General features: G+C 42.7%; 20 protein-coding genes. 9 read left to right on the top strand and 11 right to left on the bottom strand.

All coding sequences use genetic code 11. From position 1 onward, the window contains the following. Positions 1-225: 225 nt before the first annotated feature. Complete coding sequence (pirA, locus tag PI95_RS35275) at positions 226-381, bottom strand: arginine synthesis PII-interacting regulator PirA (protein WP_201280495.1); 156 nt, start codon at positions 379-381, stop codon at positions 226-228. 117 nt (positions 382-498) lie between these two features. Here pirA and PI95_RS17295 point away from each other — a divergent pair, with 117 nt between their 5' ends. Continuing rightward, positions 499-1314, top strand: coding sequence for an SAM hydrolase/SAM-dependent halogenase family protein (locus PI95_RS17295; RefSeq protein WP_039737634.1), 816 nt, complete (start codon positions 499-501; stop codon positions 1312-1314). A 109-nt stretch (positions 1315-1423) separates the two neighbouring features. Here PI95_RS17295 and PI95_RS17300 read toward each other — a convergent pair whose 3' ends face one another. Next, positions 1424-4633: a DUF4114 domain-containing protein gene (locus tag PI95_RS17300; RefSeq protein WP_039737635.1), complete on the bottom strand. Its 3210-nt coding sequence runs from the start codon at positions 4631-4633 to the stop codon at positions 1424-1426. Positions 4634-4888: 255 nt separating this feature from the next. Here PI95_RS17300 and PI95_RS17305 point away from each other — a divergent pair, with 255 nt between their 5' ends. Both PI95_RS17305 and PI95_RS17310 read left to right on the top strand, forming a co-directional pair. Beyond that, positions 4889-5542: a DUF2301 domain-containing membrane protein gene (locus tag PI95_RS17305; protein ID WP_039737636.1), complete on the top strand. Its 654-nt coding sequence runs from the start codon at positions 4889-4891 to the stop codon at positions 5540-5542. Beyond that, positions 5542-6222: an ElyC/SanA/YdcF family protein gene (locus tag PI95_RS17310; protein ID WP_039737638.1), complete on the top strand. Its 681-nt coding sequence runs from the start codon at positions 5542-5544 to the stop codon at positions 6220-6222. The genes PI95_RS17305 and PI95_RS17310 overlap by 1 nt, the downstream gene beginning before the upstream one ends. Before the next feature lie 52 nt (positions 6223-6274). On the opposite strand, the gene obgE is transcribed toward PI95_RS17310, so the two are convergent. Together obgE and PI95_RS17325 are read right to left on the bottom strand one after the other, a co-directional pair. After that, complete coding sequence (gene obgE / locus PI95_RS17315; protein WP_039737640.1) at positions 6275-7303, bottom strand: GTPase ObgE; 1029 nt, start codon at positions 7301-7303, stop codon at positions 6275-6277. A 159-nt stretch (positions 7304-7462) separates the two neighbouring features. Then, a complete protein-coding gene (locus PI95_RS17325) occupies positions 7463-8134 on the bottom strand; it encodes a DUF533 domain-containing protein (protein ID WP_039737642.1) in 672 nt (223 codons plus the stop codon). Between the two features lie 300 nt (positions 8135-8434). Here PI95_RS17325 and PI95_RS17330 point away from each other — a divergent pair, with 300 nt between their 5' ends. Beyond that, positions 8435-8866 (top strand): hypothetical protein, encoded by a 432-nt coding sequence (locus PI95_RS17330; protein ID WP_039737645.1) that lies wholly within the window; start codon positions 8435-8437, stop codon positions 8864-8866. Positions 8867-8917: 51 nt separating this feature from the next. Further along, the gene (locus PI95_RS17335; protein WP_336507242.1) at positions 8918-11503 is read left to right on the top strand and encodes a tetratricopeptide repeat protein; all 2586 of its coding nucleotides are present in this window, start codon (positions 8918-8920) and stop codon (positions 11501-11503) included. 671 nt (positions 11504-12174) lie between these two features. Here the strand turns inward: PI95_RS17335 and PI95_RS17340 are convergent. After that, positions 12175-13449, bottom strand: a complete 1275-nt coding sequence (locus PI95_RS17340; protein WP_039737649.1) for a DUF3182 family protein — start codon at positions 13447-13449, stop codon at positions 12175-12177. A 196-nt stretch (positions 13450-13645) separates the two neighbouring features. Here PI95_RS17340 and PI95_RS17345 point away from each other — a divergent pair, with 196 nt between their 5' ends. The 3 genes from PI95_RS17345 (at position 13646) to PI95_RS17355 (ending at position 17551) form a co-directional block, all read left to right on the top strand. After that, positions 13646-14461 carry a class I SAM-dependent methyltransferase gene (locus PI95_RS17345; RefSeq protein ID WP_039737650.1) on the top strand — a complete coding sequence of 272 codons (816 nt, stop codon included), beginning with the start codon at positions 13646-13648 and terminating at the stop codon, positions 14459-14461. 24 nt (positions 14462-14485) lie between these two features. Next, positions 14486-15589 (top strand): glutamate--cysteine ligase, encoded by a 1104-nt coding sequence (locus tag PI95_RS17350; protein ID WP_039737652.1) that lies wholly within the window; start codon positions 14486-14488, stop codon positions 15587-15589. 135 nt (positions 15590-15724) lie between these two features. After that, complete coding sequence (locus PI95_RS17355; RefSeq protein ID WP_039737654.1) at positions 15725-17551, top strand: alkaline phosphatase family protein; 1827 nt, start codon at positions 15725-15727, stop codon at positions 17549-17551. 162 nt (positions 17552-17713) lie between these two features. Here the strand turns inward: PI95_RS17355 and PI95_RS17360 are convergent, their stop codons facing one another. From PI95_RS17360 to PI95_RS17385, 6 genes are all read right to left on the bottom strand, one after another. Continuing rightward, positions 17714-18175, bottom strand: coding sequence for a BON domain-containing protein (locus PI95_RS17360; RefSeq protein ID WP_163518963.1), 462 nt, complete (start codon positions 18173-18175; stop codon positions 17714-17716). A 536-nt stretch (positions 18176-18711) separates the two neighbouring features. Beyond that, the gene (locus PI95_RS17365) at positions 18712-19188 is read right to left on the bottom strand and encodes a BON domain-containing protein (RefSeq protein ID WP_039737655.1); all 477 of its coding nucleotides are present in this window, start codon (positions 19186-19188) and stop codon (positions 18712-18714) included. A gap of 208 nt (positions 19189-19396) precedes the next feature. Continuing rightward, complete coding sequence (locus PI95_RS17370) at positions 19397-20056, bottom strand: general stress protein (protein WP_039738282.1); 660 nt, start codon at positions 20054-20056, stop codon at positions 19397-19399. Between the two features lie 131 nt (positions 20057-20187). Continuing rightward, entirely contained in the window at positions 20188-20442 is a 255-nt protein-coding gene (locus PI95_RS17375) for a hypothetical protein (RefSeq protein WP_201280496.1), read from the bottom strand. After that, positions 20390-22222, bottom strand: a complete 1833-nt coding sequence (locus PI95_RS17380) for a peptidoglycan D,D-transpeptidase FtsI family protein (protein ID WP_052324657.1) — start codon at positions 22220-22222, stop codon at positions 20390-20392. The genes PI95_RS17375 and PI95_RS17380 overlap by 53 nt, the downstream gene beginning before the upstream one ends. 286 nt (positions 22223-22508) lie before the next feature. After that, complete coding sequence (locus PI95_RS17385; RefSeq protein WP_039737658.1) at positions 22509-23183, bottom strand: hypothetical protein; 675 nt, start codon at positions 23181-23183, stop codon at positions 22509-22511. Positions 23184-23757: 574 nt separating this feature from the next. Between PI95_RS17385 and PI95_RS17390 the strand changes: the two genes are divergently transcribed. Then, complete coding sequence (locus PI95_RS17390; RefSeq protein ID WP_039738285.1) at positions 23758-23991, top strand: hypothetical protein; 234 nt, start codon at positions 23758-23760, stop codon at positions 23989-23991. The last annotated feature ends 52 nt before the right edge of the window (positions 23992-24043 follow it).

Consider the following 24043-nt stretch of genomic DNA (forward strand, 5'->3'; position numbering starts at 1 on the left):
GGTTTCACAAACAATAGACACTCATTGACAGCCTTCATCCGAAAATGTCGTGGGGTGTTGAGGATCTAGTAAACAAGGCTGTCCATTTTTGTCCAGGGGAGCGCCCAAGGGAGAGGTTTTGCGGAAATTATGGGTAATTTACCAAATATGATGTAACCCAAAAAAGAAAACCCGCTTTCGCGGGCTGTTTATCAAGAAATAAATCTTTACAATTGTGGTGCTTGTTTAACCTATATACTTCATTTCGGCTTCTAGTTGACGTACTAGCTTTTCGTCACCTTTGGCTCTAGCTACTTGCAAGCGATGTTCTAGGTTTTTTTGCAGATTCTCGTGATGAATTTCATCAGCTTGTTTTGCTGCTTGCATTCTGTTATTAAGCATAAGTTTTCCCTCTTAAGTTTTTGCTTTATATCTTCATTTCCTAATATAGCACAACTTCCGTAACATAGGCTACAGAAAAATGTGGTTTTATAGTTTTAAGTGATATATTTTTGTCAGATGAGTCAAATTACGTTACTCAGCGATTTTGGCGATCGCGATGTGTATGTCGGCGTAATGAAAGGAGTAATCGCCCAAATCAACCCAAAATTAACAGTGATAGACTTAACGCACCAAATACCCCCGCAAAACATCGCTGCGGCAAGATTTTGCTTGATGAATGCTTATGCTTATTTCCCAAAGGGGACAGTGCATGTAGCGGTGGTAGATCCGGGGGTGGGAGGAATCAGGAGAGCGATCGCCTTACAATTAGCTGATGGGTTTTTGGTGGGACCTGACAATGGTATATTTAGCGGAGTACTTAGTCAAAGTCCCGCCATTACCGCAGTCGAACTGACAAACTCTCAATATTGGCGAACTCAAGAACCCAGTAGAACTTTTCACGGAAGAGATATTTTTGCACCTGTGGCAGCGCATCTGAAGAGCGGTGTTTCTTTAAAAGAGCTAGGGAGAGAAATCGATTTAGCAAAGTTGATAAAGTTAAATTTAGCAGAATGCAGTTTAACAGAAACTGGTGTAACCGGTTGCATACAATATATTGACCATTTTGGCAACTTAGTCAGCAATATTCCAGCAAGTTACGTGCAAGGAAAAACCTGGTATGTGAAAGCTGCGGGATTGACGATACCAGGTTGTGAAACTTACGCTGATGTGGAAGTAGGGGATGCGATCGCTTTAATTGGCAGTCACGGCTGGGTAGAAATTGCGATCAACAGCGGTAATGCACAGTTACAGTTACAGATGAAGTTGGGAGATGCGGTAGAAGTATTTTTGAGGCACAAGAACCCCGACTTCTTAGAGAAGTCGGGGTTCTAAGCAGAAGTCGCACTTTTAGAGAGAGGGCGATCGCCACAATAACGTAAACTTTTAAAAAAAGCCAAGCTCTATGGCGACAAGTTAGAAGTTACAACTTCCCTGCTTTCAATTATTCAAAGTACGGAATCTCAAAAGCCCCAATGTCAATCCTGCTCAAGACAACGCGAGCAAAACCCGTGCCGCGTTGGTCTGTGTCTGGCGGGGAAGTAAAAGCAGGATCGCCTGCATTAATTGCCGGACTATCAGGAAGCAGCGCCATAGTCTGGGTGGGACCGCCGTTATTTTTCAGAGTGTCGAGTTTGGGGTCAACTGGGGCAGCACTAGTACCGAATTTATCACCAGTGGCGGCAGTGCCAGAATAAACGCCAATTAGATTGTAGCCGTCTGAAGTCAACGTGCCAGAGAAATCTGGACTAGAAGATGCAGTATTTTTGGCGATGATGGTGTTTTTAGCATTCACCGTGCCAAATATATTATGAATACCGCCGCCGTCTTTGGTTGCCGAGTTGCCAGACAGGGTGCTGTTAGTTACCGTCAACGTGCCGACGTTAAAGATACCGCCACCGTCTGCCTGTGCCGAGTTGCCAGTAAGGGTGCTGTTGCTCACCGTCAAGGTACCGCCGCCATTCTTAAATATACCGCCACCGTTGTTTGCCGAGTTGCCAGCAAGAGTGCTGTTGCTCACCGTCAAGGTACCGCCGCCATCGTTAAGGATACCGCCGCCGATCTCCTTTGCCGAGTTGCCAGAGAGGGTGCTGTTAGTTACCGTCAACGTGCCAGTTTTGGTATAGATACCGCCGCCATAGCCCCCGTAGCTACCGGAGGTGAGTTTTGCCTCATTATCAGCGATGGTGCTGTTAGTTACCGTCAAGCTGCCTTCGTTATAGATACCACCTCCTAAGCCGCCAGCACCCACGCCAGTGTAGTCTGCCGAGTTGCCAGCGATGGTGCTGTTAGTTACCGTCAAGCTGCCTTCGTTATAGATACCACCTCCTAAGCCGTCGGTGTCGCTAACGTAGTAACCCGTACCGCTTGCCGAGTTGCCAGTTATGGTGCTGTTAGTCAGCGTTAGGATGCCATCGTTATAAATACCGCCGCCTTCATTTGCTTTACCATTAGCAATGGTCAAACCATCAATCTTCACCGTTACTTCTTCGTCAATGCTAAAGACACCCACAGCATTATTGCCACTGACAGTCAGTTTGTTAGCACCCAAACCAGTAATATTGACATCATCGCTAATATTATCTAAGTCTGAAGCCAGGGTAATTGTGTACATTCCCGTAGCTGCGGTGTAACCAGTGTCAGTAGTGGGGATGTTGAAGGTGATATTATCAGTTTCCTCAAAATCATTAGCATTAATCAACGCTTGCCGCAAAGAACCTTCGCCGCTGTCGTTGGTGACAATTACCTCTGTATCATTGGCAGCAATTGTGACTGTGGCATTATTGTTAATAGTATCAACGCTGTAACCTCCAGCCGCCAAACTCAGTTTTAGTATCTCATCTGCCTCAGCATGAATGTCATCCATCGTCGTGAGGGTAAGATCTACAAAACTTTGTCCTACAGGAATAATTACACTCCTAATTGCACCTGTGCCAGAAATATTACCACCACTCAAACTGTAGTCAACTGCAAAAGCACCACCCGTATTACTGGTAACAGTGCTACTGCTATCAATATCCAGACTTACAGCTAATTCAGCAGAAGTGTCACCAGTGCGACTAATGCGGAAAGTGCTTGTATTCGTTGCTGAAGCTGTTTCGGTAACTGTGGCATTAGAGGCGCTGATGTTGACAAGTGCATCATCATTCTTAATTGTATAAGTCGCTGTTTGCTGACTTCCTAAAATTGCGCCACCTGTGGCATTAAATAACTTCAGCTTGATGGTTTCATCCATCTCATCCGTCGTATCTCCCACAATCGGAATCACTACATCTTTACTAGTTTCCCCATCTGCAAAGTTAATGGTAAGTGGCAAATTGCTGTAGTCATTGGGGGTGGCTGTGCTACCTTCATCCAATTGCAGACCTACACTAACTGCTTTTTTTACACTACCCGTGCGTTGAATTTTGGCAACAACTTTATCTACCATGCCGCTATTACCTTCAAAATCGCTGTAATTAGCAGCAGCAAATGCTAAAGTACCAGCTTGTAAGTTTGTATTTTCAGTGTCATCATCATCATCACTACCGTTATCAATATCGATATCAATTTCGGTTTTAACGCTGAGATCAACTTTGAAAACCGTATAATTAAACTCACGCTTACCTTTAATCGAAGGCTGTTCAAAACCAAACGTGTTATCTCCGCACTGTCGAATGTGCTGAAGTTTATCAGGGTTAGCTTTGTGGTAAGTAAAGTAGGCAACAGGACCAGAACCCTCTTGATTGCTTTGATTCAGATTGAGAAATTGTTCAGAAGTGCCATTGGCAATTATGTAAGTTGCGAATAGTCTCCCAGTTTCAATAGAAGTTGAGGACGTACTGCTTTGGTTAAAGCTGACTATACTTTGTCGAATCGCTGCTTGGGCATAACCGACTTCACCGGGAGTAATTGTTTTGCCAGTTAAGGGGTCGGTAACTGTACCTTGAGTATCGTTGATTCGATAAAATCCAACGTGATTGCGATTAGAAGAATCGCTGTTGAGTGTAAAGTTAGCGGAAATCTGACCCTTGACACTGCGTAAATCAATGATTTCCCCTTCTTTTCCTCCTTGCAATCCACTTCCTAGTGCGGGGGGAGTTTTGACTATCTCCATTTTCAGCACTAAGTCGTTGAAGTCTTTGTCACCACCACCTTTCAAATCTTCCCAAGCTAAATCGAAGGTGCTTTTGCCTTTATCTTTCACCCGCACATGGTCAAATTTATCTGAGTTGCAAGCGCTGAGGGAAAAGAATACATTTTCTGAGGTTTTGCCAGATGTCGTATCTACGCTACTGGTAGTGTTGTCTGCTACCATGTAAAAACCTAAGCGTTCCCCAGCTTTAAAGGTTAATTGACGAACAAAGTTAATCCCGGCTGATGCTTTTTCTGATAAAGAGGAGAAAATTACTCGCGATTGAGTCAAAGCGGCTTGCATGTAGCCTTCTTGACCTGGGGCAATACCGTTGACTGTACCTTTGTCGTCAGAGACAACAAACACCCCGATTTCATTGATAAATGCTGCTTTTCTCTCGCTTAAGCTGAACTGGACACTGGTACTGCTGCTACTACTACCGGAAAGAGCAAAAATATTACTCAGACCGTTACTATCTTTGGAACTCAAGTAGTTGATGCTAGCTTCGATTGAGAGGTCGTTGGTATTTTTGTCGTTCATAGAAAGTATAAAGTTCTCTGAATATCTGAGAAATTTCAGAGTTGTTACCGATATACTTCCCAAGAATCAAGACTAACTAACATCAACGAGCAAAAAAGTGGATAATTTCTGGTATAGCAATCCGCGTATAAGAGCGTGAACAACAAGAACCCCGGTTTCTCTAAGAAACCGGGGTTCTTGTTGTGCTTTGCGATTTTCACAAATCAAATAGGATCGCTATAGCATAGGAAATATAGATTCAAATCCAAGATTGTTATGACTCTAACAGAATCGCCAGCATCCGTTTATCAAGGTCAGTTTGGCGAATTTACAATTAATCAAAGCGATCGCACTGGCGTTATTATCTATCGCACTGCCTTAATGGTAGCTGCACTCAGCTTTGCGATCGCCAGCATTTTGGTATTGTTTTACACCAACACCTTTACCATCCAAGCAATTACACCTTTGTATACTGTCTTTTGTCTTGCTTTGGGTGTAAGTTTACTGACTATTCATATCTACTTAGCACCGCTGCACCGACTTTTACAAGTGTTCTGGCTGATTGGTTGCATTTCTTCATTTGTATTCGGACATTTTGACAGTCAACCTTTTGCTGTCACAGTTTACACTCACCCCCTGAGTTTATTCGGAGTGGGTTTTATCTTCGCAGCCTTAACAGGTATATTTTTCAAAGAAGCTTTTTGCTTCAATCGTCTGGAAACTAAGGTATTAACCTTTACAGTACCGATACTATTGCTGGGACATTTAGTAGGTGTTTTGCCAATTCAAGCAGAACGGATTTTATTAGGATTGTGGGCGATTTTGTTTGTAGTATTCGCATTGCGGAAAGCTGTACAAGAAATTCCTCCGGATATCGGAGACAAATCTGTGTTTGCTTATTTGAAAAGCAAGAGTATAAAAACAGCTTAATGCCCAGGAAAAACCATCAAAATCCCAAAATACCAAGAATTAGGCTGATAAAACGCCAACAAATGTGGACGCTGACGGCGCCGGGATGGGTGATAGCGATCGCTTTAATGATTTCTGTAATGTTTTTCAGCATTACTCATTTATACCCGTTTCTCGCCGTCACTTCTCCCATCAAAACCGATGTCTTGGTTGTCGAAGGATGGGTAACAGACTACGCAGTAGAACAAGCATTTACCGAATTTAAAAGCGGTTCCTATCGAGAAATATTCACCACAGGAGGTCCGGTAGAAAGAGGATTCTATCTAGCTGAATATAAGACTTTTGCAGGAATTGCGGCTGCAACTTTAAAAAAGCTGGGTGTACAACCAGAAAAAGTGACAGTTGTGCCTACACCGGACGTAATTAAGGATCGGACTCATGCATCTGCGATCGCACTTCGTCAGTGGCTAACAAATTCAAATTCCCCGATAAAATCAATGAATTTGTTAACCTCTGATGCCCATGCTCGCAGAAGTTGGCTAATATTTCAAGAAGTACTTGAGCCGAAAATCAAAGTCGGAATAATTGCCGCCAAACCACTAAGTTACAATCCAAATAAATGGTGGATTTCTAGCGAAGGTGTGCGAACTGTGATAGCGGAAATTATAGCTTATATTTATGCGCTATTTGTAAATTGGTAGTGAGGACTTCAGTCCTCATATTATTAATAAAAGGACTGAAGTCCTTACTACATTATCCCAACACCTCGACTTGTTGCACTGCATTAAGTTCATCAAGAAGTCGCCAAATTTCTTGTAACATTGGCTGTAACCCAGCGCCGGTAACAGCAGAAATCAAGAAAACTGGTGCAAAAGATAGATGATTAAGTTCCATCGCTAAGGCATTTAAATCTACAGATTCTTGATCGACCGCATCAATTTTGTTGAGTGCTAAAACAAGCGATCGCTCTGCTAAACCTCGTCCGTAATCTTGTAACTCTTTTTTAATCGTTTTATATTCCCCTATCACATCTTCACTGGTAGCATCTATCAAATGCAACAGTACCCGTGTGCGCTCGATGTGACGCAGAAAATCGTGTCCCAACCCCGCACCACCAGAAGCACCTTCTATCAATCCGGGAATATCAGCAAAAACCGTGCCATCGCCTGTAGGTTTTCGGACTACACCCAAGTTCGGTATCAAAGTAGTAAAGGGGTAATCAGCAATTTTTGGACGCGCTGCTGACAAAGCTGATATCAAAGTCGATTTTCCCGCATTTGGTAGCCCAATAATTCCCACTTCTGCCAAAAGTTTCAACTCCAGACGCAGCTGCTTTATTTCTCCTGGTAATCCTGGGAGCGCGTATTCTGGAGCGCGGTTGCGGTTGCTCAAGAAATGTTGATTTCCCAAGCCACCTTTACCACCTTTAGCTACCACAAAAGTCTGGTTTTGCTCAATTAAATCTGCCAACAGTTCGCCACTTTCCGCATCATAAATAGCCGTACCGCAGGGAACTTCGACAGTTAAATCCTTACCATTTGCACCAGTACAGTTATTTGGTCCACCACGTCCACCATTTTCACCTTGAAAGCGATGGTTGTATCTGAAATCTAGCAAAGTTTGCAAATTTTCCTTTGCCACAAAAATCACCGAACCACCGCGTCCCCCATTTCCGCCAGAGGGACCCCCAGCCGGCACATACTTCTCTCGACGGAAGGCAACAATACCATCGCCACCCTTGCCGGCTTCAACTTCAATGTTTGCTTGATCGATAAATTGCATAGTTTGTTAGTAATTGGTAATTGGTAATTGGTAATTGGTAATTGGTAATTGGTAATTGATAATTGGTAATTGGTAATTGATAATTGGTAATTATTTTTTATTCTCCCACCCCATTCCCCATTCCCTATTACCCATTACCCATTACCCATTACCCATTGACTAAATATAAGGTGAAATATCTTCACCGCAATCATCTGCTAGATAGGATAAAGCGCGAAAACGCAAACCTACAAGTTGTTCATAAAGTGGATTGATTTTACACATCGGCGGAATGTGAACTATTTTCCGCCCAAAGAGGTTGACATCGCGCTCAAAGGGACACTGCGAAGGTATCATTTTGCACAAAAAGCGGGCTACTCTGGGGTCGTGAATCTCCAGTTTGTCTAGCCACTCACGCATCGGGCGCAATGCATCAAGTTGCCGTTTTGTCAAATCGGCGGAAGGAGTCTGTAGTTGCTGTGGGTGTTCTATAGTGTGGCGCAGCGCTTTGAGTAATTCCTCTGGCTGTTCTAAGGCTCTGCACAATTGATGCAAAAGGTAATCTTCACTAGAAGAATAAGTACCATCGGCGATCGCTACCATCACCGCTGTACGTAAAAAATTTTCCGCTGCTGTTGTATTTTTACCCAACACCGCAGCTAATTCCTCCGGTTCAATTGGCTCTAGTGACTCAAACTTGATTTTCGGAGCCAATTCTTTGTCAGTGATATTAGCTATTAATTCTTGTTCTTGGGCATCAAAGTTACCATCCGCCCACGCTACTGTCAGTAATCCCCGCAGCCAAGCGGCAATTTGTTCGTTGCTATAACGAGATTGGACAGCACTTTTCATAAACTCACACCTCAAGCTACCTTACTTTTATACTAAGCTAATCATTCGTAGTCAGGGCTGAAGCCCTTCTTTAATGTAAACGCCCTCAGGCTGGAAGCCTGGGGCTACACGAACGAAGTCCGCGTAGGCGGACTTTGAGTCTTTAAGTCCGCGTAGGCGGACTTTGTTCTTGTAGTCGCGACTTTAGTCGTCGTCGGATTAGAAATTTATCAGCAAAAATGCGGAAAGTCGGAACGTTATTCTGTTTAAAAACGTGTAAAAGTATATTAAAATCAACCCGCGTCTGAGGGATTTACAGATATGGCTGACCCCGTAACAACCTTAACAGCTTTGGCGATCGCTGAATTTGCTTTCAAAAAGTTTTTCGAGTCCGGTGTCGGTAAGCTGGGGGAAAAGTTCACCGAAACCGCGCTTACCAAGATGGACGAACTGCGTCAGAAGATTTGGGATAAGTTACGCGGAAATCCTAGAGCCGAAAAAGCTTTGCAGGAAGTAGAAAAAGGCTCAAAAGACCATTTGAATAAACTGGCGGTTTATTTAGAAGATGAAATGAAGGATAACCCTGATTTTGCCGCACAGGTAAGCACTTTAGCTCAAGAAATCAAAGCAGGTAAAATTCAAATCAACAGCCAAAATATACAGCAAAACTACGATAACAGCACAGGCTTTCAAAACGATATTGATGGTGGTGAAAATTACATCGCGCACACTATCAACATTCATAAACCCTGACTGGAGTCGTCTGGAGGGGAACGGACAAAGAGAAATCCCGTTAGTTCTATTATCAACGAATTACCTCCTGAAACCCAGAATTGGCACGGGCGCACAGATGAACTTGCCCAAATGCAAGAATGGTTGCAAGCAAATAACGTGCGTTTAATTGGCATTACCGGGACTGGTGGTTATGGCAAATCTTCCCTGGTTGCGAAAGTCTTTGCAACTGCACAAAGCTTTGAAAAGCAAGTTTGGGCAACTTTTAGCCAAAATTACCCCTTTGCGGTTTGGGGACGCTGGTTATTAGAAAAGTTAGGCAAAGCAACACCTGAAAAAGAAGCAGATTTATTAACTGCGGTTTGTAATAATTTGCGAACAGGGCGCTATTTGCTGGTATTAGATAATTTAGAAACTCTGCTAGAAGCAAACGGAGAATGGCATGATAAAACTTACTATGACTTCTTGCTGCGGTGGTTGAGTAGCCACACTGAAAGTGTAATTTTAGTCACTAGCCGCGAACAACCTCAACTACCGCCCAATACCCTCAATTACTGCCGTTGGTTGCCATTGAAAGGACTTTCAACCGATGCTGGGGTAGCACTGCTAGAAGATTTAGATATTCAGGGTGCTGATGCACAACTGCGAGAATTTGTCAAGCAAGCGGATGGACATCCTTTATTAATCAAACTGGTGGCTGGAGTGTTGCACGCTGATGAGGGGGATGTGGTTGATATCAGCGCTTTGAGACAAAATATCTTTGAGATTCTGGGGTTACATCGATACGAGTCAGAAGCGAGTATTGGTAAGATTCTTGATGCGAGTATTGCCCGGTTAACGCCAAAGTTACAAAAACTATTATTTAATTTAAGCGTATATCGCCCCGCTTTTAACGCCACAGCCGCAGCCGCACTTTTACCAGAACAAGAAGTGACACAAGCAGATTTGCGGGGATTGGTTAAGCGATCGCTTTTGCAAGAAAACAAACTAGAAAACGTTTGGGTATTTGAGTTTCAGCCGTTAATTTTGGCTTATCTGAAACAGCAAGCGGGTGATTTAACCGAAGTACACGAAAGAGCGATCGCCTACTATTACTCTGAAGACCTCGTAGACATACTAGAAATTTTTCATCACCACTGCGAACTTAAACAGTATAACCAAGCTTGTAACATTCTTAATTCCTGCTACAATTTTTTGGATTTGCAAGGATATTACACTACCATTATTGAACTATGTAACCGACTAGAAAACGAATGGCAACCCAGTAACCAAGATGAAAATAGGGAATTTGCAGGTGTTCTCACATCTTTGGGCAATGCTTACAATTCCTTGGGACAATACCAAATTGCGATTGATTACTGTAAGCAGTCACTGGCTATTTCTCTTGAGATAGGCGATCACAATGGTGAAGCTACTTCTCTGCTTGGTTTGGGCGATGCTTACTATTTATTGGGAGAATATCAAATTGCGATTGATTATTATCAGCAGTCTCTGGCTATTTCTCTTGAGATAGGCGATCGCGGTGATGAAGCTGCTTCTCTGGCTGGGTTGGGTAATGCTTACTATTTCTTGGGAGAATATCAAATTGCGATTGATTACAATCAGCAGTCACTAACTATTTATCGTGAGATAGGCAATCGCAATGGTGAAGCTACTTCTCTGAATAATTTCGGCAATGCTTACAATTCCTTGGGAGAATACCAAATTGCGATTGATTACCATCAGCAGTCACTGGCTATTCAACTTGAGATAGGCGCTCGCAATGGTGAAGACAGTTCTCTGGTTGGTTTGGGCAATGCTTACCAATCCTTGGGAAAATACCAAATTGCGATTGATTTCTATCAGCAGTCACTGGCTATTCAACTTGAGATAGGCGATCGCAATGGTAAAGCTGCTTCTCTGGCTGGTTTGGGCAATGCTTACCAATCCTTGGGAGAATACCAAGAGGCAATTGATTACCATCAGCAATCACTGGCTATTTTTCGTGAGATAGGCGATCGCGGTGGTGAAGCTAGTTCTTTGACTAATTTGGGCAATGCTTACGATTCCTTGGGAGAATACCAACAAGCAATTGATTACCATCAGCAGTCACTTGCTATTGAACGTGACATCGCTAATCGCAATAGTGAAGCTATTTCTTTGACTAATTTGGGTAGTGCTTACACCTCTTTAAGAGAATACCAACAAGCAATTGATTTCTATCAGCAGTCTCTGGTTATTTATTGTGAGAAAAGCGATCGCAATGGTGAAGCAGCTTCTTTGACTAATTTGGGCAATGCTTACATTTACTTGAGAGAATACGAACAAGCAATTGATTGTTATCAGCAATTATTAATGACTCAACGCGAGATAGGCGATCGCAATGGTGAAGCCCAGTCACTTCAAAATCTTGGCAAGCTTTATAATTTAACAGGCAGAATTAAGGAAGGTTATGCAGCAGGTATTCAAGCTACTCAAATTCTACAAGAACTAGAACTTCCTATCGAGGCTTGGGCTATACCAAAATGGGCGAAATCTATTGCTAAATTTGCTCAACGTGGTAAATTACAATTGGGTTTATGTTTTCTTTTGGGGTTATTCGCTTTCCCCTTTGCCCTTGTTTTCATTGTGTCGGTGATGTTGTGGCGCGTGGTAAAATCTCAATTACTGCGGCGTTGATGGTTTTATAGTTGTTTTCGGTTAACTCAGATGTTGCGGCGATCGCAGCCTAGAAATAAATTTCATTTCTGTAAGCTAAAAGGCGTTTAAACAAGTTGGAATCTTTACAGAGTCATCTTTAGCTAACTTTAGCTACTCGCTGTGTAATTTATTTGCGGGCGATCGCGGACATTACACAACAAAGCCGCCAAATCTAAGTACAGCATTTGATTAATACGAGCGCGAATTAAAGAAAGGCAATAAGAGTGCGTTGCTTATGCAGAGCGATGTTATGTTAATGCAGAGCGATGTTATGTTAATGCAGAGCGATGTTATGTTAATGCAGAGCGATGTTATGTTAACGCAGAGCGATGTTATGTTAATGCAGAGCGATGTTATGTTAATGCAGAGCGATGTTATGTTAATGCAGAGCGATGTTATGTTAATGCAGAGCGATGTTATGTTAATGCAGAGCGATATTATGTTAATGCAGAGCGATATTATGTTAATGCATTTAAAAACCCTACGATTTTAGGCAAAACTGTACTAAGTTTTAGTAGTCGCGATCGCTCTCCCACATACTCGTAATATACCTAGAGTTTATTTCAGTCTCTCCCAATTAAAGACCGGACTTGAAGTCCGGTTCTTCAAACCCGTACAGGGGGAAAGGAAAGGAAAGCTTTATGCGTATTTCAAACGACTCTTTCCCTTTCCCCTTTTTTCCTTTCCCCTTTCCCCCTCCCAGATTGGTGAACCTTTACTGATATTGATATCGGTCCGAAGCGATTATCCACCCCACAATAAAGGATCTCTTCCTCAGATACGGTTTGGTATGCTTCGTCTCCGTATCGATAGTACGTTGAGGCACATACTGCATCGACATCAGGATAGGACAAAAGAGATTCAAGACCCCAAATTTCCCCAGGAGATGCTCCTCCAACACGGAAGGACTGCTCAAGCAATGCGAAGCGCAAAACTTCCTCACAAGTGCCGTTTGAATATATGGATGCGATTCCGGACACTATATCCAGGTTGAATCTCGCAGTTTTAATCTCTGGAATGTGTTTATTTAAAAGCGCTCTAAAAAGGAGTGCTTTATCTATAATTGCTTGTGCATCTTCGTTGTTGAAAATGCCAACCTGAGCAAGCAACTTAGGAAGGATACGTTTGCCTGTTCGCATAATCACAAGGTCAGTTCCCCTGTATAGTCCTTGAGAGAACCTTTGAACCCCTAGACACTGTATCTGGTGAGAACCAACAGTAATAAAACTCGCACTATATGTCTTCAAATCTTCTGGGTGAAGATTTTCTTCCACCACCAGTCCGTATTGTTGGAGCTTACCTTGATCCGCAATTTTATCAGAGATAAACTGCTCTAGCTCTTGGAAAGAGCTAATGACAAACTGGCTCATTCCCAAAAATGCAAGCGGATCTTTGAGCCGAATTTGATACACTCCTTTGTTGTAGAGCTCCTTGAAAGCTATTCTAAGATCATCAGTACTGAAAACTGTGAATCCAGGAAGAACAAGATTTCGCTGGGCAAGCTCTTCAGAAAACTCATGAGACCATCCTAGCGGACAAACTGCTTCTCTACTAACCAAGGGATGCATTATTGCTTTTGTAGATTGGTGAGGTCTGGCTACAATTCCACCAAAAAAATCCTTTTCGCTCTCGATAAGCGCATCCTCGATCAGCTTTTGGTTCTCTTTCAACTCAAGGACTATAGTTTTATCAGCAACGTAGTATGTTTTCCCCTGCTCAATACCACCGAATCTCTGGAAGATTTCGCCTATTTTTGCCGCAATCCGAAGATTTCGGTAATAAGCGAACTTAACAGGCGGTTTGTTGGTGTTGATAACTAACGTTTCAACTTTGAACTCAGGAATAACTAAGTTCTTGAAGGGAACTGAGTTTGACTGTCCATCCCACAATGAGGACGAAGACACCTCTAAATCCTGGTAGTGCATTGCAAGAGTTTGGGTGATGTATTCGTTATACTAACCCAAGTTGCTAGTTATAGTTTGATGCGATCGCGCAAATTACACAACAAAGTTTTAGTAGTCGCGATCGCTCTCCCATATCCTACCCTCTGCAAATATTTTTGAGAATTTTTATAGTTAAATCCACCAAGAGAGAGTTAATCTGTGTAGTGGAGGTATTTTAATGACTAAAACCACAGTTAACCTTGGTGTCGTTCAAGAAACTCTGCTAATCCCGCTCTGGGCTAGAGCTTGTGAGTTTTCCAAACCCGATCCAATTATACAAGACCCGAAATCGGTCGAGATTATCGAGGCGATCAATTACGATTTTGATAAATTTGCTACTGCTAAAAGCTCTCAAATAGGCACTTGCTTGCGAGGAATGATCCTCGACAACTGGGTACTTTCTTATCTCCAACAACATCCTCAAGGTTCGGTGGTAGAAATTGGTGCAGGACTCAATACCCGTTTTGAGCGAGTTGATAATGGTGCAGTACGCTGGTTTGATTTAGACTTACCAGACTCAATGACGCTGCGAAAGCAGTTTTTTGAAGAAACAGAACGCCGTCAGTTTATCACGGCTTCAGCCTTGGATACAGATTGGATTGAGCGCGTTAAAGCAGTTAATGCACCTTGTATGTTTGTGGCAGAGGGAGTACTGATCTATCTCAGTGAAGAACAGGTACAGCAGTTGTTTGCTAATCTTTTAGAGCATTTTTCTGGTTGTTGGTTTGCTTTTGATTCTATGTCACCGCTGATGGTGAAAAATCAGAACAGACATGACTCAATAAATTACACCTCAGCAAAATTTAATTGGAGTATCTCAGATATTCGCAAGATCCAAGATTGGGATTTCCGCTATCAAGTAATCGAAGTCACTACTTTTGCAGATTTGCCAGCTAAATATCTACGACGCTTTGGTGTGGTAATTCGCTTACTTTTTTCCTATATTCCTTTCTTGCGGAATATGTATCGCTTAACATTAGTTAAATTGAGTTAAATTCCAGTAATTAAGGTATAGAGAATGTTTTCTTTTGGTATTGAGCATGAAGTCGCTTTCCTCAACCATGAAGGAAAGTTTGCTGATTTTTCGCGGACAAAATTCGCTGATTTCAATCAAATCGTAGAAAGATTACCCACATACCCCAGCGACTATCCACAATTACGTGTAGGTGATGCTGGTATCAAACAAAAAAGATGGTATATTGAAGGCTTTGAACGATTTGAAGATTCTGAAAATGTCATCGAATGCGTTCCTAAAGGTATCGAAATCAGAACAACTATAAATTCTACTATTCAAAACGCTATAAATGAATTATCCGAAAGTTTTCGTTTGCTGTGTGAAAATGCTATAAACTTCGGTTTTTCGCCAGTTTTAATCAGTTTTAATCCATACTATGCAGTTTTTGATCCGCAACCCCCATTAAATGATTATGAAATAAAATGGCGGCAAACTTCCCCAGAAAGACAAACGGCACACATTCCCATGTTGACTTATGGTCCTGATTTAAATATATCAGTTGCCGGGTTATCTACTGAAGGTGTAATTGATATTGGCAGAAAGTTAACTTATTACAGTCCCTACATAGTTCCGTTTAGTTATAGTTCTCCTTTTTCTCAAGGTACTTTGTGGTCTGGTTTATCAGTAAGGACATTTATTAGAACCGGAAAAAGACCAGCGGTAATGGTGTTTGTAGAAAAACGCGAACAACTGATTGATAGTGTACCTTCATTAACGAAAATAGCACGCATCCCCGCAGAAGTCGGTAGAATTGAATTTAAGGCTTTTGATAGTTGTGATGATTTTACAATTTATGCCGGTTTGTTAGCATTATTAAAGGGTTTGGTGTTAGATAAAACTCTTTTGGGTAGAGCAACCATACCCGATGCGGAGAAACATCAAATGTCAGCTAAAGAAGGTTTTGACAACGAAGATATTTTAGCGACAGCAAAACAAGTTTTGCAAGCATCTGAAATTGCACTCTTCAACGATCCTGATGTTCATCTGTTAGCACCGCTGAAAGTTATGCTTGAAAAGCGAGAAACACCGGCTCATAAACTCATTCAAGTTTTTAACCGAGTAGGTTCAATAGAAGAAGCACTCTTGCAAACTTACGCTTTTAAATAGACAATTGAATCGTAGAGACGTTCCATCGGAACGTCTCTACAATATGCAATGCCAAAATTTTTAATTGTTTTGATTATCCTATTTTTTTGCGCCACTTCAGTATAAAATCTTCGTGTTCTCATTATCCGAGAGGTTATGCGGATTTTTACGCGCAGTCGTCGCTGGTTAATCTTAACCCTATTTGTAATTGCACTTGTGGCAGCATGTAATCTAGTTCAGCCAGCAAAACAACATAATGTAGTTATTTTCGTAGCGGATGGATTGCGTCCGACTTCGATAAATTCTATCGATATGCCTACATTGAATGAAATTAGAGAACAGGGAGTAACATTTGTCAATAGTCACTCATTATTTCCGACTTTCACCACTGCAAATGCTAGTGCGATCGCAACCGGACATTATCTTGGTGATACGGGTGACTTTAGCAATACTATCAAAGTTAGCGCCCCGGTTAAAAGTGCCAAAAATAGCTTAGTCCCCTTCCTAGAAAATAACGCCGTTCTTAAAGAAGTGAACAAACAGTTTGGTAACAACTTTATCAACGAAGAAAGCCTACTTGCAACTGCGAGAAAAGCAAATTTCAGCACTGCTGCTGTGGGCAAAATTGGACCCGTCTTAATTCAAGATGTCACCCATCAAAAGGGCGAACCTACTATCATTTTTGATGATGCAACTGGCACACCTACAGGCATTGCCTTAAGTGAAGAAATTACCCCATTGTTAACCAAAGCTTCACTACCAACAGCAACTCCATCACGAGGAGCAAATGGCAAACCAGGTGATAGCAAAACTCCCGGTACTAAAGTTGCCAATACAGTACAACAACAATATTTTGCTGATGTGACAACTAAGGTAATTTTACCATTATTCCAGCAACGAAAAAAACCTTTTGTTTTAGTTTATTGGTCGCGTGACCCCGATGGAACACAACACAACCACGGTGATAGCCTTAATCAAATCGTTCCTGGTATTAACGGTTCCACAGTTCTAGCAGCACGTCAAAATGTTGATAATAATTTAGCGCAAATTCGTACTAAACTCAAAGATTTGGGCTTAGAAACAACAACAAATATATTCGTAACCGCTGACCACGGCTTTTCAACTATAAGCAAAGAAAGCAAAACCAGCTATGCAAAAACCCTTGCTTACTCAGATGTGCCAAAAGGTTTTTTACCACCTGGTTTCGTAGCGATTGATTTAGCGCATGACTTGAAGTTGTCTTTATTTGACCCAGACAATAAAAATGCACTGATTAATCCTACCAAAGGACAATTTTCTAAAAATAGTTTAATTGCTAAAGACCCCAACAACCCAGATATCATTGTTGCTGGTAATGGCGGTTCTGATTTAATCTATTTACCTAATGTCAAAAACAACAAAGTTCTTGCCAAAAAGATTGTAGATTTGTTGTTGAAACAAGATTATGTCAGCGGCTTATTTGTTGATGATATATTAGGTTCAATTCCCGGTACATTGCCGAGTAGCGCTATCAAATTGCGAGGAACAGCGCGAACTCCTCACCCCTCGATTGTAGTCAACTTTCGCTCATTTGATACAGGTTGCGGCAATCCGACAGCGTGTGGAGTAGAAATAGCGGATACAGCTTTGCAGCAAGGACAAGGAATGCACGGAAGTTTCAGCCGTGCTGATACTTACAACACAATGGCAGCTATTGGTCCGGACTTCAAGCAAAAATATCAAGACACAGCACCAACAAGCAATGCAGATGTAGCACCAACTTTAGCAAAAGTATTGAAGTTGAAGTTACCATCTCAAGGTAAGCTAGTTGGTCGGGTATTAAGTGAAGCCTTAACTAACGGTGTCAATATTAAGTCTCAGTCTCAAACTTTAGAATCTCAAGTTGCTGCGAATGGTTTAAAGACAATTCTTAAATACCAAACAGTGGGAGGAACTCGTTATTTTGATACGGCTGGTTTTCCTGGTCGCACTGTTGGATTGTAATTAGTATTTCGTAGTGAGGGCTTCAGCCCTCAAAGCAAGAATTTAGAGGGCTGAAGCCCTCACTACGAACTAAAAAAACAGGACTTACATTTATGTAAGTCCTAATTAACTGTCCTCCTTGAGATGGTATAACTCAAAAATATTTACTCAAGGTGTGTACTGTTATTGCGGTTTTGTGCTAGCAACTTTTGCTTCCACTTTCACGCTTTTTACACCCTTAACTTCTTTAACAGCGGGTTCAATTTTCTTCATATCCGCTTCAGAGGGAACTGTTCCTGTAACGGTTACAACACCATCTTTGTCTTGGGCTGCTAACTTGCTGCCAGGAATCTTTTCTGTTAGTTTGCTGTTGACTAAGCTTTTGGTGTCGCTTCCAGCTTTCATCGCGTCGCCATTTTTCATCGCGTCGCCATTTTTCATCGCGTCGCCATTTTTCATCGCGTCGCCATTTTTCATCGCGTCGCCATTTTTCATCGCGTCGCCAGTTGTCTGAGAAGCCTCTTTTGCTGGTGCGCCGGCTTCATTTGTAGTACCAGTCTCTGAACCAGTTTGAGTACCTTGTTGACAACCAATAGTACCAATTAGCAAAATGCCGGTGACTACAAATGGAATTAGCTTTTTCATTTTTTTCTCCTAGTTGAGCAATTGAAGCGATTAATTGATTGATCTGACATGTTGAGGAGCGAATCTTAAAAAACAATTAAAAGTGAAATGGCATAAGTGCTGATTAAGGCACTTAAATTGCCTTGCCGAAATTGAACCTAGAACAACTTCTAGATTCATTACAATGTGTGAGGTAGTTTCTAGAAATGTGAATTCAACTTCGGTTATGGCTACCCACGGCTAGGGTAACTATAAGGGTTGGCTGTCTATCAACTTGGCTTTAATTCAAGGGTAGACTTTGCCCTCCCACAGCGGTGATTTAGATGTTATCAGATTTGGGCACAATTCGCTCATCCGCCCTAAAAATTTAATAAACTTAATAAATTGTAGCGGCAGTCATTTTTGTTTATTCAGGAAAAATACTTAGCATGAATAACAAAATTTACATAATATACTGTCAATCATGGTTAAAGGCTAATAGCTAATTACATTAGCCACTAGCCTTTAGCAAATTATGATGTAGCGTCCAAATTGCTACCTTACTTCTGAATTCTGTTTTATTGTTTGTTTGGTGCTGCTTGTGCTGGGGCTACCTTGGCATTAACTTTGACACTTTTCACGCCTTTAATTTCTTGTGCCAAAGTAGGAATTTTACTTAATTGCTCTTGAGTAGGAACTGTGCCGACAACGGTTACATCTCCCTTTTCGGCATCAACCGTTAACTGACTAGCTGGTAGATTTGCTTCTAGTTTACCGCGAACTTGGCTTTCAAGGTCGGCATCGGCTCTATCTGCGTCACCACCAGTAACATTATTACGTTCCTCACGCGCTCTGGTGTCAGATTCTATTTGTCTTTTACGGGTATCGCTAGTAGCATCGCTTTGGGTTGTCTGAGAGGCTTCTTTGGTTGGTGCGTTGACGTTTTCTTTTGTGCTATCGGGTGCATCGGCACTGGTTCTGGATGGGGGTTCGTTGCAACTAACTGCACCCACAACTAGGAATCCACCGATTAGTAAGCCAAGTAAGTTTTTCATTTTTATCTACTATGTGAATGCTTGAAGCGATTTGACTTGATTTGTTCTGATTAAAATACTGAAGTACGATCGCCTTCATCCGTTTACCCCAAACTCCAAGTTAAACTTTATACTTTAAACTCGGAGCGATGGCGAAGCGCCCGCCCAAAGCGATCGCACTTCACGCTCTAGCTAACTGCTTTGAAAAGTGTGCGTTGAGGAGCCAACTTTAGATGCTTTCATCCCGACGGTCAACGATAATTACCTTAGAATCATCGTCATAATTAAGAGTGCTATCGACTACACGACTAGCAGGTTCTACATAATCAGCGTCTCTTGCCATACCAGGTGCATTGTAAATGCCAAACTCCTGAATACCCCGGTTTTGCAGAATACTTTCGGCGCGATAGATTTCTTCAGAGCTGCCATCGACGATTACGAGATAATCACCACTAGACACGCGATCGCTGTAAATTTTCGCTCGTTCTTCCGGAACTCCCAAACCAGCCAAGCCGCCTAACAACCCGCCAGCTGCTGCGCCAATACCAGCACCAGCAGCGGCTGTAGCCAGAGTTGAGGCTACCTCACCCGCCAACAATATTGGTCCTACCCCAGGAATTGCTAAAGTACCTAATCCTACCAGCAAGCCAGTGATACCCCCTAAAACAGTACCCGTTACAGCTCCGCTTGCGGCACCTTCATCAGCTTTATTGCCAACACGGTTCTGCGTTTCCACACCAGCAATATCATCATGGCGATCGCCATCTTTAGCAATTATGGAAATCTTACCCATATTGAAGCCAGCATCTCTGAGTTCAGTGAGTGCATGTTCGGCATCACGACGGCTAGAGAATACGCCAACCGCACGCTTGTGAGTGCCTAAAGCCATGTTTACTCCTCCATCAAACAACAATAAATCTTGCACAAATACAAAACTTTTCTTTTTGTTTGCGCCTGTATTACAGTTTTGCCTTATTTTCGCCTAATTTTCATCGTCCCCAAGTCTGGGCTGTTTATCTATCAATAGATGGGGAATGGGGAATGGGGAATCGGTAATGGGTAATGGGTAATAGGTAATGGGGAATCGGTAATGGGTAATTCCTCCTTGTCCCCACGCCCGTCGCCCTTGTCCCCACGCCCGTCGCCCTTGTCCCCACGCCCGTCGCCCTTGTCCCCTTGTCCCCCCTGCCTCCCTGCCCCACTCCCCCTCCCCCCCTGCCCCCTACGGACTAGCAGGTGTGGAACTAATTGGCGTACTTGGCGGAATTTGTTCAATCGGAATCAGTGCTTCCATTACAGCTTTAACAATCGGTGCGGCAACGGTGGAACCAAAGGCATTTTCTCCTTTTGGCTCATCCACTAATGCCAAAACTACATAACGAGGAGATTCCACGGGCAAGATACCTACAAAACTGGTGATTTTCGCATTGCTGAGGTAGCCGCCGGCGCGACTGGCTACTTGAGCCGTACCAGTTTTACCGGCGATGCGATATCCAGGAATTTGTGATGCTTTTCCAGTTCCTTGAGAAACTACAGTTTCCATCATTTCCACAACTTTTTGGGTTGTGGCGCCAGAAAAAATTTGCCGTGGTGCTGGTAAATTAGGTAAATAATGCATATGTCCTTTGGTATCAATCAGCCCACGGACAACATGAGGCGTAACCAGTTTGCCACCATTTGCTAAAGCTCCGTGCATTTGCACCAATTGTAAAGGTGTTAAAGAAAAACCTTGACCAAAGGATGTAGTTGCGGCTTCAATTGGTGAAGCGGTAAATTCTTCTTGACTTTTTAACTGACTAGCTACTTCAAAAGGTAAATCTGTTTCAATGCCTTGCCCTAACCCTAAGCGTTCTAGCCAGTTGTAGTAGGCTGAAGGCTGCAATCGCTGAATGATTTGCACCATGCCAATGTTGCTAGAGTGTTGCAGAACCTGAGCGATATTTATTCGCCCGTAACGTTTATTTTCAGCATTTCTGATAATTCGGTCAGCAACTTGAATAGAACCTGAGTCATTGAAGGTATCATCTGGTTTAATGATGTTATTTTCCAGAGCGATCGCCACATTCAACGGCTTGAAAGTCGATCCCGGTTCATAAAGATCCGCCACTGTCCAGTTTTTGAACAATGAAATATCAGCTTTTGAATATTCATTTGGATTATAAGTAGGTTGAGAAACCAGAGCCAGCAGCGAACCATCCCACGCATCCATGACAATTACCGCTCCGCGTTTTGCCCCAAACTTTTTCATCTGTTGAAGGAGAGCTAAACGAGCCGAGCGTTGCAACCGACTATCAATAGTCAATTGCAGACGCAAATCATCAAAATGCAAAAATCCTTCCGGAGCATGATCTGGCATTAGCGCACCATTACCTGCCCGACTCATCCGCACCGTTTGCCCAGAACGTTCTAACAACTTTTCTTGACTGTATTCCACACCTGCCTGACCGCGACGGTCAAGATTAACATAGCCCACCACATCAGCAACCAAATCTTGTTGCGGGTATAATCGGGAGTATTTTTGAATTAACTCCAAGCCATCTAAATGTTTTGAAGAAATGCGATCGGCAAGTTCTTCCGGCAAAGCAGAGGAAAGTAGAATACCGCTTTTTTTACTTTCAAAAATTTTCTCTAAATCAGCAGCGTCTTTATCTAATATCGGCGCAAGTTCATTTGCTATATCTGACCCAGACTTATTAAATAGCTTGGGATGAGCATAAACAGTATATACAGGACGGTCGAGCGCTAAAACATTATTAGTGCGATCTATCACTGGACGACGGGGCATAAAAGGTCGCAAATTCACCATTTGCTGATTTCGCGCCTTCTGCGTTAACTTTGGTCCACTGACAATTTGCAGATGATACAAGTTCACAGCTAAACCAAGACCTGCCGCAACTAATACGCCCCACACCACGAACAAACGCGACTTTGTGTTGGCTGATTGGTCTTTGGTGCTAGCAATTTCTTCTAAAGCTCGCACTGAAGCCTTTTGCTGCTTTTTGAATCCAGATGAAGGCAAATTTCTAAATTTTATTCTACTTGGTGACTTTCGCATTCAGGTTGTCCTTTGCATATTTGTTAGTTGTTAGTTGTTAGTTGTTGTTTGTTAGTTGTTGTTTGTTAGTTGTTGTTTGTTAGTTGATTAACAGTTAACCACTACCCACTACCCACTACCCACTACCCACTACCCACTACCCACTACCCATTACCCACTGCCCATTACCCACTACCCACTACCCACTACCCACTACCCACTACCCACTACCCACTACCCACTACCCACTACCCACTAACCACTACCCACTACCCACTAACCACTACCCACTAACCACTGACTGACTTTAATATCCCAGCCCAGAGGCGCTTTGCTGCACCTTTTGAGAATTTGGCGTTGTTGTTGGCGTTTGCTGCGCGTCTCCAAGAGAAGGCATTGAGTTGAGATTATGAGATGCCGGATTGATGAAAATCGCCCTAGCGGGAGTTGGCGCTACCAGCCCGGTTGATGGTTTTTCGCCTTCAGTAGCCATTTTGTTTTGCAGTACCTCGCTGGTTGTTGTCAACTGTCGCTCTTGGCGTCGCAAATTTTCCAGCTTGCGGTATCCCTGACTCCAAAGTTCTTGAGAATAAACTGTCCAACCATAAACTACTAGCGTTGCTGCCACTAACAAAAACGCCACAATTGAGGAATTACGATGTATGGCGTGCAAGCGCAGTAACCATAAAGGTGGTGACTCAGAATTAGGCATTACCGGAACGCGCTCTTGATTTCCCCTTGGACTTTTGGGTGTCGCCGAGGAGCGATTTTGCTTTGGTAATTGTTGTTTGCCCAATTGACCAGGTGTGTGCCTAACCGTTTTATTTGTGTTTGAACGCCGTTGTGTTCTAGAGGGCATTGGTGTGGAAGTACTGCGCGACGCTGACTCAAAACGCGCAGAAGGCGATTTCCCTGAGGGCTGGGTAATACGCCGGAACCAATTACCCCTTGCAGCAACAGCTGATTTGCGACCAACAGCCATAACTTTTACTTTTGTGAGGAAAGGAAATAGTATATTTTTGGTTGTCTCTTGATTGCTAAAGTTCAAATTACCTTTGAAGCAATCAGCACACATTACACCCTACACCCTTAAGAGTGTTCTGACAGGTAGCTGCACCAATTTTTGCATTAACTGAAGTGCGAAACGTCTCAACAGCATGTATTGCTTGCGACAGGCGGGCTACGCCAAGCGTTAAGGAATTACAGAAACACAATTTCTGCCCTTAACCCCTAAGCTTTTTGTTTCACAGAAAGTTCACATCAGTATGGCTACATAAAACTAGCGAATGGCAAGATGCACTCCCAGGTGAGGATTTTTGGTATGATAGCGCGGAATGCTACCAAATTTGCTTTCTCTACCTTCAGTAATAAATTTCTCTTGTTCTTGAGTTAAGACAAACTAATCATATTGCTCTAAAATACTTACGCTGAACGAAAAAAGAAGAAAATATTTGGCAGAAATCTGTAATAGGAAGCATTTAAAAAAAAGCAACAAATACGGTATGGTATTCAACAGGCGAAAAATAGTTCTTGCCATAATTGGTGAAAGAGGAGTTATGAAAATAAAAATCTTTGGTTTTGCTGCAATGTTGAGTTTGGCTGCTCTTCTGGGAGCTTGCGACAGCGGCGGCGGTGGTGGTACCAGCGGCGAACCAGCTGCAACTACTTCCCCCGCAGCTGGTGAGCCTGCTGATGGTGGTGCTATGATGAGTCCTGCTGCTACTACTTCCCCTAGCCCTGGCGCTACTACCAGCCCTTCTGCTAGTCCTAAAGCTACTACGAGTCCTTAGATAATAGTCTTACTCGCACAAAGCAAAAGACAGCTGATTGGCAGCGCTCCTC

The organism is Hassallia byssoidea VB512170, assembly GCF_000817785.2.
GTDB lineage: Bacteria > Cyanobacteriota > Cyanobacteriia > Cyanobacteriales > Nostocaceae > Hassallia > Hassallia carrinoi.

What these genes read in the sequence shown, in the direction of transcription:
- pirA (WP_201280495.1), bottom strand. Translation starts at nt 381, where the DNA reads ATGCTTAATAACAGAATGCAAGCAGCAAAACAAGCTGATGAAATTCAT.
- PI95_RS17295 (WP_039737634.1), top strand. Translation starts at nt 499, where the DNA reads ATGAGTCAAATTACGTTACTCAGCGATTTTGGCGATCGCGATGTGTAT.
- PI95_RS17300 (WP_039737635.1), bottom strand. Translation starts at nt 4,633, where the DNA reads ATGAACGACAAAAATACCAACGACCTCTCAATCGAAGCTAGCATCAAC.
- PI95_RS17305 (WP_039737636.1), top strand. Translation starts at nt 4,889, where the DNA reads ATGACTCTAACAGAATCGCCAGCATCCGTTTATCAAGGTCAGTTTGGC.
- PI95_RS17310 (WP_039737638.1), top strand. Translation starts at nt 5,542, where the DNA reads ATGCCCAGGAAAAACCATCAAAATCCCAAAATACCAAGAATTAGGCTG.
- obgE (WP_039737640.1), bottom strand. Translation starts at nt 7,303, where the DNA reads ATGCAATTTATCGATCAAGCAAACATTGAAGTTGAAGCCGGCAAGGGT.
- PI95_RS17325 (WP_039737642.1), bottom strand. Translation starts at nt 8,134, where the DNA reads ATGAAAAGTGCTGTCCAATCTCGTTATAGCAACGAACAAATTGCCGCT.
- PI95_RS17330 (WP_039737645.1), top strand. Translation starts at nt 8,435, where the DNA reads ATGGCTGACCCCGTAACAACCTTAACAGCTTTGGCGATCGCTGAATTT.
- PI95_RS17340 (WP_039737649.1), bottom strand. Translation starts at nt 13,449, where the DNA reads ATGCACTACCAGGATTTAGAGGTGTCTTCGTCCTCATTGTGGGATGGA.
- PI95_RS17345 (WP_039737650.1), top strand. Translation starts at nt 13,646, where the DNA reads ATGACTAAAACCACAGTTAACCTTGGTGTCGTTCAAGAAACTCTGCTA.
- PI95_RS17350 (WP_039737652.1), top strand. Translation starts at nt 14,486, where the DNA reads ATGTTTTCTTTTGGTATTGAGCATGAAGTCGCTTTCCTCAACCATGAA.
- PI95_RS17355 (WP_039737654.1), top strand. Translation starts at nt 15,725, where the DNA reads ATGCGGATTTTTACGCGCAGTCGTCGCTGGTTAATCTTAACCCTATTT.
- PI95_RS17360 (WP_163518963.1), bottom strand. Translation starts at nt 18,175, where the DNA reads ATGAAAAAGCTAATTCCATTTGTAGTCACCGGCATTTTGCTAATTGGT.
- PI95_RS17365 (WP_039737655.1), bottom strand. Translation starts at nt 19,188, where the DNA reads ATGAAAAACTTACTTGGCTTACTAATCGGTGGATTCCTAGTTGTGGGT.
- PI95_RS17370 (WP_039738282.1), bottom strand. Translation starts at nt 20,056, where the DNA reads ATGGCTTTAGGCACTCACAAGCGTGCGGTTGGCGTATTCTCTAGCCGT.
- PI95_RS17380 (WP_052324657.1), bottom strand. Translation starts at nt 22,222, where the DNA reads ATGCGAAAGTCACCAAGTAGAATAAAATTTAGAAATTTGCCTTCATCT.
- PI95_RS17385 (WP_039737658.1), bottom strand. Translation starts at nt 23,183, where the DNA reads ATGGCTGTTGGTCGCAAATCAGCTGTTGCTGCAAGGGGTAATTGGTTC.
- PI95_RS17390 (WP_039738285.1), top strand. Translation starts at nt 23,758, where the DNA reads ATGAAAATAAAAATCTTTGGTTTTGCTGCAATGTTGAGTTTGGCTGCT.